This window comes from Streptomyces virginiae, assembly GCF_000720455.1.
Lineage (GTDB): Bacteria > Actinomycetota > Actinomycetes > Streptomycetales > Streptomycetaceae > Streptomyces > Streptomyces virginiae.
In genome coordinates, this window is sequence record NZ_JOAK01000016.1 from 263,394 (window position 1) to 279,205 (window position 15,812).

The 15,812-nt window shown below is 72.3% G+C and carries 16 protein-coding genes; 10 read left to right on the plus strand and 6 right to left on the minus strand.

What is annotated here, in order from left to right; all coding sequences use genetic code 11:
• Nucleotides 1-193 precede the first annotated feature (193 nt).
• The 4 genes from IG86_RS0123465 to IG86_RS0123480 all read left to right on the plus strand — a co-directional run bounded on the left by IG86_RS0123465 (nucleotide 194) and on the right by IG86_RS0123480 (nucleotide 4,568).
• Nucleotides 194-673 (plus strand): MSMEG_6728 family protein, encoded by a 480-nt coding sequence (locus IG86_RS0123465; RefSeq protein WP_030821937.1) that lies wholly within the window; start codon nucleotides 194-196, stop codon nucleotides 671-673.
• 83 nt (nucleotides 674-756) lie between these two features.
• Nucleotides 757-1,941, plus strand: a complete 1,185-nt coding sequence (locus tag IG86_RS0123470; protein ID WP_030899330.1) for a zinc-dependent alcohol dehydrogenase — start codon at nucleotides 757-759, stop codon at nucleotides 1,939-1,941.
• 109 nt (nucleotides 1,942-2,050) lie between these two features.
• A complete protein-coding gene (locus tag IG86_RS0123475; protein ID WP_030899333.1) occupies nucleotides 2,051-3,244 on the plus strand; it encodes a spore photoproduct lyase family protein in 1,194 nt (397 codons plus the stop codon).
• A 130-nt stretch (nucleotides 3,245-3,374) separates the two neighbouring features.
• On the plus strand, nucleotides 3,375-4,568 hold the full coding sequence (locus IG86_RS0123480) for a glycoside hydrolase family 64 protein (protein ID WP_051785353.1): 1,194 nt from the start codon (nucleotides 3,375-3,377) through the stop codon (nucleotides 4,566-4,568).
• 426 nt (nucleotides 4,569-4,994) lie between these two features.
• Here IG86_RS0123480 and IG86_RS0123485 read toward each other — a convergent pair whose 3' ends face one another.
• Together IG86_RS0123485 and IG86_RS0123490 are read right to left on the minus strand one after the other, a co-directional pair.
• Entirely contained in the window at nucleotides 4,995-5,327 is a 333-nt protein-coding gene (locus tag IG86_RS0123485; RefSeq protein ID WP_063761561.1) for a hypothetical protein, read from the minus strand.
• Between the two features lie 82 nt (nucleotides 5,328-5,409).
• Entirely contained in the window at nucleotides 5,410-6,198 is a 789-nt protein-coding gene (locus IG86_RS0123490) for an SDR family NAD(P)-dependent oxidoreductase (protein WP_030821953.1), read from the minus strand.
• 104 nt (nucleotides 6,199-6,302) lie between these two features.
• On the opposite strand from IG86_RS0123490, the gene IG86_RS0123495 reads away from it, so the two are divergent.
• The 6 genes from IG86_RS0123495 to IG86_RS0123520 all read left to right on the plus strand — a co-directional run bounded on the left by IG86_RS0123495 (nucleotide 6,303) and on the right by IG86_RS0123520 (nucleotide 11,672).
• Nucleotides 6,303-6,926 carry a TetR/AcrR family transcriptional regulator gene (locus IG86_RS0123495; RefSeq protein ID WP_037848232.1) on the plus strand — a complete coding sequence of 208 codons (624 nt, stop codon included), beginning with the start codon at nucleotides 6,303-6,305 and terminating at the stop codon, nucleotides 6,924-6,926.
• A 427-nt stretch (nucleotides 6,927-7,353) separates the two neighbouring features.
• Complete coding sequence (locus IG86_RS0123500) at nucleotides 7,354-8,898, plus strand: ATP-binding protein (protein ID WP_030899338.1); 1,545 nt, start codon at nucleotides 7,354-7,356, stop codon at nucleotides 8,896-8,898.
• Between the two features lie 6 nt (nucleotides 8,899-8,904).
• The gene (locus tag IG86_RS0123505) at nucleotides 8,905-9,309 is read left to right on the plus strand and encodes a roadblock/LC7 domain-containing protein (RefSeq protein WP_030651942.1); all 405 of its coding nucleotides are present in this window, start codon (nucleotides 8,905-8,907) and stop codon (nucleotides 9,307-9,309) included.
• Complete coding sequence (locus tag IG86_RS0123510; protein WP_030651945.1) at nucleotides 9,306-9,665, plus strand: DUF742 domain-containing protein; 360 nt, start codon at nucleotides 9,306-9,308, stop codon at nucleotides 9,663-9,665. The genes IG86_RS0123505 and IG86_RS0123510 overlap by 4 nt, the downstream gene beginning before the upstream one ends.
• Nucleotides 9,646-10,266 carry a GTP-binding protein gene (locus IG86_RS0123515; protein ID WP_030651948.1) on the plus strand — a complete coding sequence of 207 codons (621 nt, stop codon included), beginning with the start codon at nucleotides 9,646-9,648 and terminating at the stop codon, nucleotides 10,264-10,266. The genes IG86_RS0123510 and IG86_RS0123515 overlap by 20 nt, the downstream gene beginning before the upstream one ends.
• The gene (locus tag IG86_RS0123520) at nucleotides 10,263-11,672 is read left to right on the plus strand and encodes a cytochrome P450 (RefSeq protein WP_030821964.1); all 1,410 of its coding nucleotides are present in this window, start codon (nucleotides 10,263-10,265) and stop codon (nucleotides 11,670-11,672) included. The genes IG86_RS0123515 and IG86_RS0123520 overlap by 4 nt, the downstream gene beginning before the upstream one ends.
• Before the next feature lie 57 nt (nucleotides 11,673-11,729).
• Here the strand turns inward: IG86_RS0123520 and IG86_RS0123525 are convergent, their stop codons facing one another.
• The 4 genes from IG86_RS0123525 to bla form a co-directional block, all read right to left on the minus strand.
• The gene (locus IG86_RS0123525) at nucleotides 11,730-12,827 is read right to left on the minus strand and encodes a terpene synthase family protein (RefSeq protein ID WP_051785354.1); all 1,098 of its coding nucleotides are present in this window, start codon (nucleotides 12,825-12,827) and stop codon (nucleotides 11,730-11,732) included.
• On the minus strand, nucleotides 12,824-13,741 hold the full coding sequence (locus IG86_RS0123530) for an SAM-dependent methyltransferase (RefSeq protein ID WP_030821971.1): 918 nt from the start codon (nucleotides 13,739-13,741) through the stop codon (nucleotides 12,824-12,826). Before IG86_RS0123530 ends, IG86_RS0123525 begins: the two co-directional genes overlap by 4 nt.
• Before the next feature lie 147 nt (nucleotides 13,742-13,888).
• Entirely contained in the window at nucleotides 13,889-14,677 is a 789-nt protein-coding gene (locus IG86_RS0123535) for a DUF72 domain-containing protein (RefSeq protein WP_051785356.1), read from the minus strand.
• Nucleotides 14,678-14,875: 198 nt separating this feature from the next.
• Complete coding sequence (gene bla / locus IG86_RS0123540) at nucleotides 14,876-15,778, minus strand: class A beta-lactamase (RefSeq protein WP_030899344.1); 903 nt, start codon at nucleotides 15,776-15,778, stop codon at nucleotides 14,876-14,878.
• Between the last annotated feature and the right edge of the window lie 34 nt (nucleotides 15,779-15,812).

Sequence of the window (15,812 nt, forward strand, 5' to 3'; positions counted from 1 at the left end):
CACCCTCGATGCCTCCCATCGTAGGGGTGCCCCGCCGATCATGCCGGGCGCGCCCGGAGCCCCGCGGGAGACGGTTCCGGACGCCGTTTCGGCAGCACCCCGAAGGGCAGGCGCGCGCCATGGGCCGGTCGAAGGCCGGCCGGAGGTGCAGAGACGCAGAGACGCAGGGACGCGGAGACGAGGAGGAGACCCCTTGCAGACCTTCCTCCCGTTCCCGTCGTTCCGGGCGTCCGCAGCCGTGCTCGACGCCCGCAGGCTCGGCAAACAGCGCGTCGAGGCCCTCCAGGTACTGCGCGGCCTGATCGTCCCGGACTACGGATGGCGCAGGCACCCGGCCGTTCGCATGTGGACCGGCTACGAGGAGGCCCTCGTACGGTACGGGCTGGACGTCTGCCGGGCCTGGACGGCCGAGGGACGCGCCGACACCTGCGCCGTCACCCTGGTCCAGGACTTCCGGGCCTGGCTGCCGGGCGCGGAGCCGAGGACGCAGCGGCAGCTGGCCGACGACGGCGACCTCCCACCCTGGCTCGGCGCCCCGGACTTCCACCGCAGCCACCAGTCCGCGCTGGTCCGCAAGGACCCGGACTTCTACCGCCCGCACTTCCCCGAAGTCGCGGACGACCTGCCGTACGTCTGGCCCGCCTCCGACCGCACGCCGGGGCGGGAGAGGTGACCGCGCCGCGCCCGGTTCCCCCGGGCGGATGCGGGCACGCGCCTGGTGCACGGAGAAATCCCCGGGGGCGAGGAGGAGGCGTCATGAGGGCTCTGACATGGCAGGGCAAGCGGGACGTACGCGTCGACACGGTGCCCGACCCCACGATCCGCGCCGACGACGACATCGTCGTCAAGATCACGACGACCGGCCTGTGCGGATCCGACCTGCACCTGTACGAGGTCCTCGGCGCCTTCCTCGACGCCGGTGACATCCTCGGCCACGAACCGATGGGAGTCGTCGCGGAGGTGGGGCCGGCAGTCACCGCCCTGAAGCCGGGGGACCGGGTCGTCGTCCCCTTCAACATCTCGTGCGGGACGTGCCACATGTGCGCCCGCGGACTCCACTCCCAATGCGAGACGACACAGGTCCACGAGCACGGGAGCGGCGCCTCCCTCTTCGGATACACGAAGCTCTACGGCCAGGTGCCGGGCGGCCAGGCCGAGTACCTGCGGGTGCCGTTCGGCAACGCCCTTCCCGTCAAGGTCCCGCAGGGGCCGTCCGACGAACGGTTCGTGTACCTGTCGGACGTCCTGCCGACCGCCTGGCAGGCCGTCGAGTACGCGGACGTACCGCCGGGCGGCAGCGTCGCCGTGCTGGGCCTGGGGCCGATCGGCGACATGAGCTGCCGCGTCGCGGCCCACCGCGGCGCCGGCACGGTCATCGGCGTCGACCTGGTCCCGGAACGCCTGGACCGGGCCCGCCGGCGCGGCGTCCACGCCCTGGACCTCCGGCAGGGCGGCGACGACCTCGTGGACGCCGTCCGCGAGCTCACCGGCGGCCGGGGTCCCGACGCCGTGATCGACGCCGTGGGGATGGAGGCCCACGGCAGCCGCGTCGCCGCGGCCGTGCAGGGCGCGACCGCACTCCTGCCGGACGCCCTCGCCGGAGCCCTGATGAAACGCGTCGGGATCGACCGGCTCGCCGCGCTCCACACCGCGATCGACCTCGTACGCCGCGGCGGCACGGTCTCCGTGTCGGGGGTGTACGGCGGCGCCGCCGATCCGATGCCGCTGCTGACCATGTTCGACAAGCAGCTGACGCTGCGCATGGGGCAGGCCAACGTACGGCGCTGGGTCGACGACATCCTCCCGCTGCTCACCGACGGGGACCCGCTGGGCGTGGAGGACTTCGCGACCCACCGGCTGCCGCTCGAAGAGGCGCCGGACGCGTACGAGATGTTCAGCAAGAAGGCGGACGGGGCCGTCAAGGTCCTCTTCACACCGTGACCGCGCCGAGCGCGCCGACCGCCGTGCGTGTCCCGGCCTCGGGCAGGTGCCCGCCCCACGCACCTCCCGGGCCTACAGTGGACGGTCCCTGATCCCGCAGGAGACGTACATGCGAGCCCACCCGCCCGCCGGCCGACCCGACGACGGCGCGGCAGACACCCTGTTCGGCCTGGAGGACATCGACACCGGGCCGGCGTCCCGCGCGCAGGCGGACGCCGGCCCGCTCTTCCGGGACTCCCCGACCGCGCGCAGGCTGCTGTCCGTACGGGCGATCTTCGCCGAGCCCGCAGCCGCGGCCTCCCCGCGCGGCAGGCAGGTCCTCGCCCGGTACCCCGACGCGGAGATCGTCCCCGTCGCCTCGCACTGGCGGATCCCGGACCTCCACGGCAACGAGGGGAACGTCGACCGCTGGGTCCGCATCAAGACCGAGACCCTGGTCCTGGGGGAGAAGAAGACGCTCACCACCCGGCCCAACGGCCGCTCCGCGGACTGGATCGCACCCGGCCCCGCCAACGGCTGCGCCATGGCCTGCGCCTACTGCTACGTCCCGCGCCGCAAGGGGTACGCCAACCCGATCACCGTCTTCACCAACATCGAGCGCACCATCGCCCACCTCTCCCGGCACCTCGCACGCCTCGGCCCCAAGCCCGAGGCCAACCAGTGCGATCCGACCGCATGGGTCTACGACATCGGCGAGAACAGCGACTGCTCGGTCGACGCCCTGATCAGCGACAACGTGGCCGACCTGGTACGGGCCTTCGCGCGCTGGCCGGCCGCCAAGGCGTCCTTCGCCACCAAGTTCGTCAACCCCGACCTGCTCCTCCTGGACCCCCGCGGCCGTACCCGCGTGCGGTTCTCCCTCATGCCGCAGAGCGACTCCAAGCTGCTCGACATCCGCACCAGCCCGGTGGAGAGCCGCATCGCCGCGGCCGGAGACTTCCTGGACGCGGGCTACGAGGTCCACTTCAACCTCTCGCCCGTCGTCCTGCGCCCGGGCTGGGAACGGGACTGGTCCCTCCTGCTCCGGCACTTGGACGACGTACTGCCCGCCCGGGTGAAGGACCAGGCCGCCGCCGAAGTGATCATGCTGACGCACAACAAGGACCTGCACGACATCAACCTGGGCTGGCACCCGCGCGCGGAGGACGTCCTCTGGCGGCCCGGCATCCAGCAGCCGAAGCGCTCGGAGAACGGCAGTTGGAACGTCCGCTACCGGGGCGAGGTGAAGGCCGGGGCCGTCGCGACGATGCGCGCGCTCGTGGCCGCCCACGCCCCGTGGCTCCGGATCCGTTACGCCTTCTGACCACTGAGGCCGTGTCAAGAGTATTGACAGAAGTTGAACGCAATCGCAGTCTGAGAGCGCTCTCACGCTTCAATACGTCGACCCCTGCCCGCGCCCGGTCCCATCGGCAGGTCCCCCCCACACAAGGAGGATGAGAGTGTCCCGCTCGTCGAAAGCGCTGGTGTTCGGCGTCGCGGCGGTGTCCGTCGGCGCCGGCGTGCTGTTCTTCGGTCCGCCGCCTTCCGCCGAGGCCGTCCCGGCGACCATTCCGCTCACCATCAAGAACGACTCCGGACGCAACGAGCCCGTTTACATCTACAACCTGGGCACCCAGCTCGCGTCGGGCCGGCAGGGCTGGGCCGACGCGAACGGAACGTTCCACCCCTGGCCCGCCGGAGGCAATCCGCCCACCCCCGCCCCCGATGCGGCGATCGCCGGCCCGGCCAACGGGCAGACCAAGACGATCCGGATGCCCAAGTTCTCCGGACGCGTCTACTTCTCGGTCGGACAGAAGCTCGTCTTCAAGCTCACCAGCGGCGGCCTGGTGCAGCCCGCCGTGCAGAACTCCTCCGACCCCAACCGCGACATCCTGTTCAACTGGTCCGAGTACACCCTGAACGACGGTGGCCTGTGGATCAACAGCACCCAGGTCGACATGTTCTCCGCCCCGTACGCGGTGGGTGCGAAGGCGCCGGGCGGCACGGTCAAGAGCGCCGGCCACCTCAAGGCCGGCGGGTACAACGCCGTCTTCGCCGGGCTGCGGTCGGCCGGCTGGGGCGGCCTGATCCAGAACCGCCCCGACGGCACCCCCCTGCGCGCGCTCTCGCCCGGCCACGGCATCGAGGCGGGCGGAATCCCGGCCGGCACGATGAACGACTACATCAACCGCGTCTGGAGCAAGTACAGCTCCTCCACCCTCACCGTGACGCCGTTCGCGAACGAACCGAACACCAAGTACTACGGCCGGGTCTCGGGCAACGTCATGAACTTCACCAACGGCTCGGGGGCGGTGGTCACCAGCTTCCAGAAGCCCGACTCCGACAGCGTCTTCGGCTGTTACAAGCTCCTGGACGCCCCCAACGACACCGTCCGCGGCCCCATCTCCCGCACCCTGTGCGCGGGCTTCAACCGCTCGACGCTCCTGACCAACCCGAACCAGCCCGACGCGAACGGCGCCGGCTTCTACCGCGACGCCGTCACGAACCACTACTCCCGCCTCGTCCACGCCCAGATGGCGGACGGCAAGGCCTACGGCTTCGCCTTCGACGACGTGGGCGCCCACGAGTCACTGGTCCACGAAGCCAACCCCCAGGAGGCCTTCATGACGCTGGATCCGTTCAACTAGCCCATGTCCTGGTACTCCTGACGGCGCGACCGGGCACGCAGCCTCGCCTGTCGCCGTGGGCGGCATCGGCCACAACGGGATCAGAACGGCTCGAAGCTCGGCTGAACGGGGCCGGTCTCCCGGCGGCGACCAGTTCCGCCAAGTCCTCCGGTTCCAGCAACTCCAGGGCTTCCGGTTCGATGCCGTGGTACTGGTCCACATAAGTGCTCGTCGGCGCTGTAGTCGTAACCCCAGGAAATCAGCCCACCGGGCGCGGGGTGAAAGGGGTGCGGCACCTGCTCGGCGTCGCCGCGGCGCCGGGCCCTGTCCCGGCGTTCGGTGAACGTCTGGTGCGTCTTGCGCATGCGGTCCAGCAACGGGCTCGATCCGCGCGGGTGGAAGACGACGAGAGGCGTGGCCCGGCCGGGCCGCGTCGTCGCCCGCGGGTCAGTGGTTGTGGCGCGCCCCGTGTTCCAGCCAGTGGGGGCGGGGGGCGCCGGACTCGTCGGGGCCGAAGGGGGAGAGCGGGGCTCGTCCGCCGGGGGCCGTCGCGGTGAGGGGGACGCCGAGGCTCTGGCACATCCGTTGTGCGCGGGCCAGTGCGCTGAAGGTCATGGGGGAGGGGGAGCGGCTCGGCAGTTCGACCGTGACCCGCTCGGGGCGGTGCGCGTGGACCAGGGATTCGATCTGCAGGGCGGCCGCCGCCCGGTCGGTGACGTTCAGCTCGTGCAGGATCCGCACGTGCAGCGTTCCGTCGCTGATGTGGTGACTGATGACCATGCCGGACCTCCCCGCACACCGGGCTCCCCGGACGACACCAGTGTGCGGCAGGCGGCCCGCCCGGACGAGTCGGGCCGCCCCGTCACGCCTTGAGGGCCCGCCCCGCCACCGTCAGGGCCAGGCGGCGCGGAGCCAGCGCGGACGCCGTCGCGGAGAGCCGGTTGCCGATGCCGACGACGATGCTGGGCGGCGTCCTGTCGCGCTCCAGCGCCCGGCGGGCCGCCGTGACGACCTGCTCGGGGGTGGCCATCCGCCCGACGGCGGCGTCCTGACTGCCGACGACGTCGAAGAACTCGGTGCGGACCGGGCCGGGCGAGACGGCCAGCACCCGCAGCGAGGAGGACCGCGTCTCGTACGCGACGGCCTCGGTGAAGTTCAGGACGAACGCCTTGGTTGCGCCGTAGACCGCCATCGCCGGGGTCGGCTGGTAGGCGGCCGCGCTCGCGACGGTGACGAGGGCGCCCCGGCCGTCGGCGGTCAGGTCCGGCAGGAACTGCCTGGTCAGCTCCGTCAGCGCCGTCACGTTGAGCTGGATCATCTCGCCGATCCGTGCGGGGTCCTGGTCGGCGAACGGGCCGTGGCTGCCGAAGCCCGCGTTGTTGATCAGGGTGTGCACCGGGAGCCCGAGCCGGTCGAGCTCCGCGCGCAGCTCGGCCGCGGCGCCCGGCCGGGCCAGGTCGGCGGCGACCGCGCGGGCCGTCACCCCGTACCGGCGCCGCAGGTCCGCCGCCACCTCCTCCAGCCGCTCGACGCGACGGGCGACGAGGACGACGTCCGCGCCGCGCTCCGCCCACTGACGGGCGAACTCGACGCCGAGTCCTGCGCTCGCCCCGGTGATCAGGGCTGTGGTTCCGCGGTATGTCATAGACATGGTCGGCGCGCTCCGTTCCGGTGTTCCGGCCGATGGACGATAATTCGAATGTAGGCAGAGCAAACATTGTTGTCAATGACAACATCGACTGAGGGGAGGCCGCCTTGGCCGACGCCGATTCGCCCTACCACCACGGCAACCTCCGAGAGGCCCTGCTGGCGCGCGCGGAGGTGGTCCTCGCGACGTCCGGGGCGGACAGCCTGTCCCTCCGCGCCCTCGCGCGGGACCTCGGTGTCAGCCACGCGGCACCCGGACGCCACTTCCGCGACCGGCAGGCACTGCTCGACGCGCTCGCCGTGGGCGGCTTCACCCGCCTCAACGAGGGTCTGCGGGCCGCGGTCGACGAGCCCGGCCCCGTCACCGCCCGGCTCGCCGGCATGGGGCGCGCCTACGTCGCCTTCGCCGTGGCGAACGCCCCGCTGCTGAGCCTGATGTTCACGGTCAAGCACGCCGACGACTCCAGCGCCGAGCTGCGCGAGCTCGGCCACCAGAGCCTGCGGATCGCCGCCGGGCTCATCGCCCTCGCGCAGCGGGAGGGTGTCGTACGGGCGGGTGAGCCGGACCGCCTCGCCCAGGTCGCCTTCTCCACCGTCCACGGCCTCGCGGCCCTGGCGGTCGGCTCCCTCCTGGAGGACACCCCGCTGTCCGAGGCGACCGACCTCGCCCTCGACGTCCTGCTCACCGGCCTCGCGGCCCCCGGCGGTGACGCGGCCCGGCCGGGTGCCTGACCACTCGAAACGGTGATTCCTCCGGCGCCGCGCCCCGCCCGGCGGGTGTCCTGATCGGCAAGACACCCCCTAGGTCGCGTCCGCGAAGTCCCGCCTCCGGGCGGCCGACGCTACTTTGCGGACACTCCCTAGCGCATTTCCGCCCGGTGTGCCACTTCGTGACCGGGCGGTGCGGCCGGTGCCGGCGGGGTTCCGGGTGCGCAGGCCCCTGCCGTCAAGGTGCGGGCGGGCCGTCGACCTCCCCTTACGCCGGCCGCCGCCGAGCGCCGCCCGATACTGCGGCCGGAAATCGTCGTCGGAGATGACGCATAACGGTTCCTTCGGTCCGATGAACTCCAACGAAAGCGCCCGTACGGGCAGTTGGGCGTAGTTATGCTCCCGCCCACCGGTCAGAAGGTAACCCTTTTCCGATAATTCGAGGACGCCGATGGAGCAAAGAGACATTCCACCCGAAACGGTCCACCCGGAGGTGGGAGCAAGCCGGGCGCTGCCCGCGTTCGCCTCCCTGGCCGCCGTATGCCTGGCCGGGGCGCTTGTTTCCTCCTCCGAGCCGGTCGGCACCATCCTGATCGCCGCCGGCGCCCTCTGCGGCGCCGCGGTGTTCGTGGAGGCCTTGCGGCGCGGCCGCGCGCTCGCCGCCCGCAGCGCCCAGATCGCCGCGCTCCAGCACACCCTGGCCCGCCAGGAGACCGAGGCGACCCGCCTGTCCGCCGTCGTGCTCCCCGAGGCCATCGAGCGACTGCGCCGGGGCGAGGTGGCCGAGGAGGTGCTCACCTCCCTGGGCGGCCGCGCCGGACACGGCAACCGCTGGGGCAACGACGCCGCCCTCACCCCCCGCTTCAGGGCCGCCCTCCAGGCCGTACTGGCCCACGTCATCGACGCCGTCGACAACGAGGAGAGCCTGCGCGACTCGGCGCAGCGGGCCTTCGTCAACGTCGCCCGCCGCGTGCAGGCGATCGTCCACCAACAGGCCCACGAGATGCGCGAGATGGAGGACCGGCACGGCCGCAACCCGGACGTGTTCGGCGACCTCCTGCGACTCGACCACGGCACCGCCCTCATCGGCAGGCTCGCCGACTCGATCTCGGTCCTCGGCGGTGCGCGCCCCGGCCGCCAGTGGAGCAGGGCCGTCACCCTCTACAGCGTGATGCGCGGCGCGATGTCGCGGATCATCGACTACCAGCGCGTGGAACTCCACTCGGTCACCGAGGTCGCCGTCGTCGGCCCGGTCGTCGAACCGCTGATCCACACCCTCGCGGAGCTGCTGGACAACGCCACCCGCTACTCCCCGCCGCACACCCGGGTCCACCTCACCGCCGTCGAGGTGCAGTCGGGCATCGCCGTGGAGATCGAGGACGGCGGCCTCAGCATGAGCGAGGAGGCCCGCGCACGCGCCGAGAAGATGCTCGCGCAGGCACAGTCCGGCATCGACCTCAACGACCTGGGCGAGACGCCGCGCCTGGGCCTGGCCGTGGTCGGCCGGCTGGCGCAGGCGTACGGCTTCCAGGTGTCGCTGCGCTCCTCCGCTTACGGCGGCGTCCGCGCCGTGGTCATCGTGCCGCAGCACCTGATCACCACCGCGTCCGCGGCGACGGGTCTCGCCCACGGCATCGGCTCCTCCTCGGGGCCCAGGGCCGTGTCGGCCACACCGCGCGAGCACCCCGTCGACGCGTCGTCGGTCGGCGTGTCCGTGCCGCGGCCGGCTCCCGCGCCGATGTCCGGGCCCATGCCCGGGCCGATGCCCGTCAGCGGCGGGGCGAGCTCCGAACGCACCGCGACCGGTCTGCCGCAGCGGCGCCGCAAGGACCGTGTCACCACCTCCGACGTCCGGCCGGCGGCGGGGCCGCAGCCGGCGGACGACAACGGCCCCGGAATGTGGCTGGAGGCCTTCCACAGCGGCCTGGCCGGTGAGCCCGGCCAGGACGCACCGGGCGCCCAGGACTCGTCGGGTTCAGCGACCAAAGGGGCGTAAGCAGTGATGACTCAGCGAAGCAGCATGGACTGGATGCTCAAGGACCTGGCCGCCGGCGTGCCGCAGACACGGCACGTGATCGTACTGTCCGCGGACGGGCTCTGCGTGGCGCAGTACGGGGCCGAGACGGACACGGCCGACCGCTTGGCGGCCGCCTGCGCGGGCCTGCAGAGCCTCGCCGGAGCGGTGGCCGCCGAACTGCCCAGCTCCCAGGGCAGAATGCGGCTGGTCGTGATCGAGATGGACGGCGGGTTCTTCTACCTGATGGCCGCCGGAGACGGCTCCTACCTCGCGGTACTCGCCGACGAGGGTGTCGACGCGGGCCTGATGGGCGCGCAGATGCGCAACCTGGTGACCCGAATGGGGGACCACCTGAGCAGCCCGCCGCGGCATGACGGGCAGCCCGCGTGAAAGAGCCGCCCGCAAGCTGGGAGGAGAGCAGTCCCGAACGGCTGTACGTCATCACCGGCGGACGCAGTGGACCCTCCACCTCCGTCCGGCTGGACCTCGTGACCTTAGTGGTGGCCAAAGGGCCTCCCCGGCCCGAGATGCAACCCGAGCAGGCCTCCATCCTGCGGATGTGCCAGTCACCGCTGTCGGTGGCCGAGATCGCCGCGTACGTGGGCCTGCCCGTGAGCGTCGTCACCGTGCTGGTCGGAGACCTGATGGCCGCCCAGCGCGTGCACGTCCGCCCGCCCATTCCCGCCGCGCAGCTACCCGACCTTGCTCTGATCGAGGCAGTGATCGATGGACTTCAGAAGCTCTGACCCGCCCGCCGGGCCGCGCGAGGCGGACATACTGCCGCAGACGGCCGCGGCGGCCGTGAAGGTCGTCATCGTCGGCGGCTTCGGCGTGGGCAAGACGACGTTGGTCGGTGCGGTCAGCGAGATCAAGCCGCTGACCACCGAGGAGACGATGACCAGGGCCGGCGTCGGCGTCGACGACACCTGGGGCGTCGCCCGCAAGATCACCACCACCGTGGCCATGGACTTCGGCCGCATCAGCATCAACGACGAACTCGTTCTGTACCTGTTCGGGACACCCGGCCAGGAGCGCTTCTGGTTCCTGTGGCGCGGGCTGTTCGAAGGCGCGCTCGGAGCCGTCGTACTCCTCGACACCCGTCGGCTGGAGATCAGCTTCGACGTCATCGGGCGGCTTGAGGAGCGCGGCGTCCCCTTCGTCGTGGCCGTCAACTCCTTCCCCGGCGCGCCCGAGCACCCGCTGGAGGAGCTGCGCGAGGCCCTCGACCTGCCGCCCGCCGTCCCGATCCTCGTCTGTGACGCCAGAAGGCGGGAATCGTCCCGCGACGTCCTGCTGACCCTCATGCGCTACCTGCACTCCCAGGCAGCCACCCAGGAGGCAATGTGAGCACCACCCCCACCCCACCGCCCGAGTGCCCCGCCCACGCGGCGGCGACCGCGGGCGGCCTGCACCGCCTGCACGGAGCGGAAGCCCAGGCGGACCCCCTCGCCCTGTACGAGAAGCTGCGCGCCGAGCACGGCCCGGTGGCCCCGGTCCTGGTGAGCGGGGACCTCCCGGCGTGGCTGGTCCTCGGCCACCGGGAGAACCTGGACGTCGCCCGCACGTCGTCGCGCTTCGCCCGCGACCCCCGGGGCTGGCGCGACCTGAGAGAGGGCCGGGTGCCGGCCGACACCCCGCTCGGCCCCATGGTCTCCTGGGTGCCGGTGTGCAACTTCACCGACGGCCCCGTCCACGAGCGGCTGCGCGCGGCCGTGGTGGAGTCCCTGGAGCGCTTCGACAAGCGCGGCATCCGCCGCTACGTGACGCGCTTCGCCAACCAGCTCGTCGACCAGATCGCGGCCGAGGGGTACGCCGACCTGGTGTCCGCCTTCTCCGACCAGCTCCCCATGCTGGTCATGACGCAGCTCATCGGGGCCCCCGACGAACACGGGCCGCTGCTGGTCAACGCGGCGCGCGACATGCTCCAGGGGACGGAGACGGCCCTCCAGAGCGACCGCTACGTCACCACCACGCTGGAGAACCTGGTCGTGGAGCGCAAGGCCAAGCCGGCCCGCGACCTCGCCTCCTGGCTGATCGAGCACCCGGCGGACCTCACCGACACCGAAGTGCTCATGCACCTGCGCGTCGTGCTGATCGCGGCCTACGAAACCACCGCCAACCTGATCGCCAACACGCTGCGCACCGTGCTGACCGACCCGCGGTTCAGGGCGAGCCTCTCCGGAGGCCACATGACCCTGCCGGACGCCCTGGAGCAGGTCCTCTGGGACGACCCGCCGATCAACACGATCATCGGGCGCTGGGCCACCGGCGACACCGTGCTCGGCGGCCAGCAGGTGAAGGCCGGGGACATGATCCTGCTCGGCCTGGCCGCGGGCAACGCCGATCCGCAGATCCGGCCCGATCCGGCCGCGTCCGTCCACGGCAACCGCTCCCACCTGGCCTTCAGCAGCGGCCCCCACGAGTGCCCGGGCCAGGACATCGGGCGCGCCATCGCGGACACCGGAATCGAGGTCCTGCTGGACCGGCTGCCCGACCTCCAGCTGGCGGTCGACGCGAGCGAACTCCAGTGGCGGGGCACCCTGATGTCACGTCACCTGCTGTCCCTGCCGGTACGGTTCGCCCCGCGCACGGTGGCGTCCCCGGCCCCGCAGCTCCCGGTGGAGCAGCCGGCCGGGCACCCCGTTCACCCGGTGATCCCGCCGCAGCCGACGGCGCCTCCCGAGGTCGCCGTCACCGGTGGCCGACGGCGCCGGGGTGTCAGCTGGTGGCGCCGACTGCTCGGCCGCGGCTGAGGCCGCCGCGCGTACCGAGGGCCCCGGCCGCAGCGGCCGGGGCCCTCCGTTCCTCGCTCAGGCGTGCAGGTGCCGCCACCAGGCCGCCAGGGCCGGCAGGTCCGGCGGCTCGGTCCCGGTGCAGCTGGGGCCGTCGGCGTACCGGATCGAGAACGCGGCGTCCACGAGCGGCAGTTCGTAGCGGTTGCGCGGGCTGGCGTACCGGGGTGCGCGGGTCTGCCACGCGATGGAGCCGGCGACGTAGTGTCCCAACGCCGCCAGGTGACGGCGCAGTTCGCGGTCCGCGTCGTGCTCCAGACGGGCCCGCAGCCCGAGGAAGAGGACCATCACCCGGTCACGCAACGCCACCGCGTGCGGTACCGCCTCGGCCGGCGGGCACCCCTTCTGGTGGGCGAGGACGTTGACGAGGTTCACCTCGCGCGGTTCCAGGTGGTCGTCCTTGTCGTAGGAGAACAGGTCGTTGTCCGCGCTGACGACGAAACCGGCAGCGTCCGTCAGGGCCGTCAGGGCGGGGGAGCACAGGACGTCCGCCGGCAGCCGGTCCCGGCGGGCGGCGTCCGACCAGGTCAGTGAGAACCGCGTGCCGTTCGCGAGCGGCCCCATGGCGACGAAGTCGTTCAGCCCCGGCATCGATCCCTCCTCCGCCCGGGCGGCGCGCCAGGCCGCCCCGAGCAGCCAGTCCCGTGTCCCCTCGACGAATCTGCGCAGCTCGTAGGGGCTGAGCAGGGCGTGGGTGCGGCCGACCAGGTCCAGCAGGGCGCGGGTCACGGGTCCGTCGGGCAGCAGGGCCGCCCCGGGGTCCTCGATGGTGCGCAGCAGCCGTACCCCGTGTTCGACGACGGCCGCCGTCCCCACCTCCTCGGAACCGGAATCCTGCCAGTCGTCGACGGCGTTGGCCCAGTAGTTCCACTCGGTGAACAGCAGGACGGTTTCCGTGTCCCCGTCCGGGACGATGCGGCAGGAGAAGTCGGCGCTGTGGGTGGCGAGCCCCCATGCGCGCTCGACCGGATCCGGGTACAGGCCGAAGGCGTCGAGCCACTCGACCGCCCGGGCCTCCACCTCCTTCGCGTCGGGATGGACGAGGTCGCGCGGCAGGGGGCAGTAGAAGGGCGGCAGGCCCGTACCGAGGCGCGAGGGCCGCGGCGGCGCGGTCATCGGCCACCGCCGATCCGGAAGCGCAGCAGCCGCGTCTCCACGGCGTGGTCACGCCACAGCCGGAAGAACTTGCTGTGCGCGATCGTCGACTGTTCGAGGCGCTCGGAGGTCCAGGCTCCGGGCCGGCCGCCGGAGCCCGCTCTCAGCCGGTCTAGTTCGGCGGTGTTCCACGCCATGGACTGCACCCAGAACTCCGCCACCGAGTCCGTCACGTCCTCGTCCTGCACCAGCTCGAAGCCGGCCGCCTCGGCCGCGGCCAGGTATTCGGCGCGCCGGCCCAGTCGCGTCCTGTAGTAGCCGTCCATGAACTCCCGCCACTCGGACGCGCCCGCGAAGTGCTCCTGGATCCCGAACCAGCCACCGGGTACGAGGGCCTTGGCGACGACCTCGAACAGCCGTCTCCGGTCGGTGTATCCGCTGCTCTCGTTGGCGTAGACGGCGTCGTACGCGCGGACCTCGTCCAGGTCGTGGACGTCCGCCAGTACGGGCTGCACGCGCTCCGCGACCCCGGTGTGACGGGCGAAGTGCCGCACGATCGGCAGGTGTTCCGGTGCGACCGTGAGGCTGGTGACCGACGCCCCGTGTTCCTGAGCCCAGTAGAGCGAGGTGCCGCCCAGGCCGCAGCCGATGTCGAGCAGCCGCCGGGGAGGTGCCTCGTACGCGCCCCAGGAGCGGGCCGCGTGGTCGACTATCCGCTCCTGCGCGTGGAACAGGCTCTGCTTCAGCGTGCTCTGCGCGACGGTGGTGTCCGGTGGGCCGTCCGGATAGAGCCCCACGTGGAAGTGGACGCGTGGACCCGGACCGTACTTGTGCAGGATCTCCTGCGTCTTGCGGCTGTAGTAGAGCCGCACCGCGTCGTCCGCGGCCGAGTCGCGGCCGCCGCCTAAAGGCCATACGAAGGGTATAACGCGCATGGGTGTCCGCCCTTTCGTGGGGTAGGGCCGTCCCCCGGGACACGCCGGTGCCGCTCGCGTAGCGTCCCGAAGGGCACACTGTTGAAGCACGGACCATCGTGGCACTTCGGAGGCACCACGTCAGCCCGCTGGGGCAGCACGGTACCGTCAAGATCCTTGTTTCGTGGGCCGGTTGACGGTGACGGCGGCCTCGCCCCTGACGTGGGACGGCACCAGCCGGACGAACGCCCGGGCATCGGCCACGGCCGCTCCGCCCGGGTCGTTGTTGAAGTACGCGAAGACGTCCGCGCCCGACGGCCAGGTGTCCGCGATCCGGGCCGCCCAGGTGTGCAGGGCGGTCCGGCCGTAGCGGGGAGCCGGCCGGGCGCGGCCTTCGTGGAACCGTACGTACCCCCAGTCCGCGGTGCGCCACAGCGGTGTCACGGGCCGCGATCCGCGGTCGGCCCAGCACAGGGCCGCGCCGCGGTCGGTCAGGACCGAGCGCACGGCCTCCGTCCACCAGGACTCGTGCCGGGGTTCGACGGCCACGCGCGTACCGGCCGGGAAGCAGGCCAGGCACGCGTCGAGCGCGGCCGGGTCGGCCCGCAGGGTGGGCGGCAGCTGGAGCAGGACCGGTCCGAGCCGGTCGCCGAGGGACGCGGCGTGCGCCATGAGCCGCTGAACCGGCTCGGCGGGCTCGCGCAGACGTTTGACGTGCGTCAGGAAGCGGCTGGCTTTGACGGCCATGACGAAACCGGGCGGCGTGCGGGCGCGCCACTGCGCGAAGGTCTCGGGTGACGGCAGCCGGTAGAACCGGTAGAAGGCGGCGTTGCTCTCCACGGTGCGGAAATGACCGGTGTACTCCTCCAGCCACAGGCGCTGCGGCCGGTCCGGCGGATAGAGGACGCCCGACCAGTCGCGGTACTGCCACCCGGAGGTGCCGACGTACACGCTCACGCCCTCCGCCTGCCCGCGGCGCGGTCCGGCACACCTCGGCCACCGGTTTGGGGAGGAGAGCGCCGGGCAGAAGCGTGCTGCCGTCCCGCGGTTGCGACTGCGGGACGGACCAGACGGACCAGACGGACCAGACGGACCGGAACGACCGCCACCGTGCTGGAGTGATCGCACGGAGACGGCCGCGAGCGGGCGCGACGGTCAGGTGAGCGCCGCCGCCAGTACTTCGGCCGCCCGGGCGACCAGGGCGTTCTCGCGCGGTGCGGCCGCATCCGGCTTGGTGGTCAGTACGGCCAGCTCCACGGGCGGCCGCCCGGGAGGCCAGGCGATACCCACGTTGTTGTTGGTCCCGTACGATCCGGCGCCCGTCTTGTCCCCGATCACCCAGTCACGGGGCAGCCCGGCGCGGAACCGGTCGTCGCTCGTCGTGTTGGACACCAGCCACCGCGTCAGGAGTTCCCGGTGCCGAGGGACGAGCGCGTCGCCGAGCACGAGCCGCCCGTACGTGCGTGCGATGGCCCGGGGGCTGGTGGTGTCGGTCACCCGCGACGGCTCGGCCGAGTTCAGCTCGGGCTCCCACCGGTCGAGCCGTGTCGTTCGGTCACCGACGGAACGGCAGAAACGGGTGATCGCCGTGGGCCCGCCCAGCTCGCGCAGCAGCAGGTTCGCGGCGCAGTTGTCGCTCTGGGCGATGGCGGCCGAGCACAGCTCGGCCACCGTCAGCCCGCCCGCGATGTTCTCCGGGCGCTCGGTCACCGAGCCGCCGCCCGCAGCGGTGACGTCACCCTGCGTGTAGTGGATCCGGCGGGCGAGGAACTCGCCGTCGCGGTCCAGGTCCCGCATCACGGCCGCCGCGGCCGGCGCCTTGAACACCGAGCACATGGGGAACAGTTCGTCGGCGCGGTACAGCACCGTCCGGCCCGTCCCGGTGTCGCGCGCGTAGGCCCCCACCCGCGCGCCGTACTCACGCTCCAGCGCGCGCAGCCGCCGGACGGCCTCGCCGCCCCCGCCGGGCGCCGCCGCACGGGCCGCGCCCGCCGGCAGTGCCGCGCCCAGCGCCACTCCCGCTCCCAGAGTCAGTACGGCACGACGGGTCTGCTCCACGTCGCCTCTCCTCTCCCTTTGACGGTCACGTGAT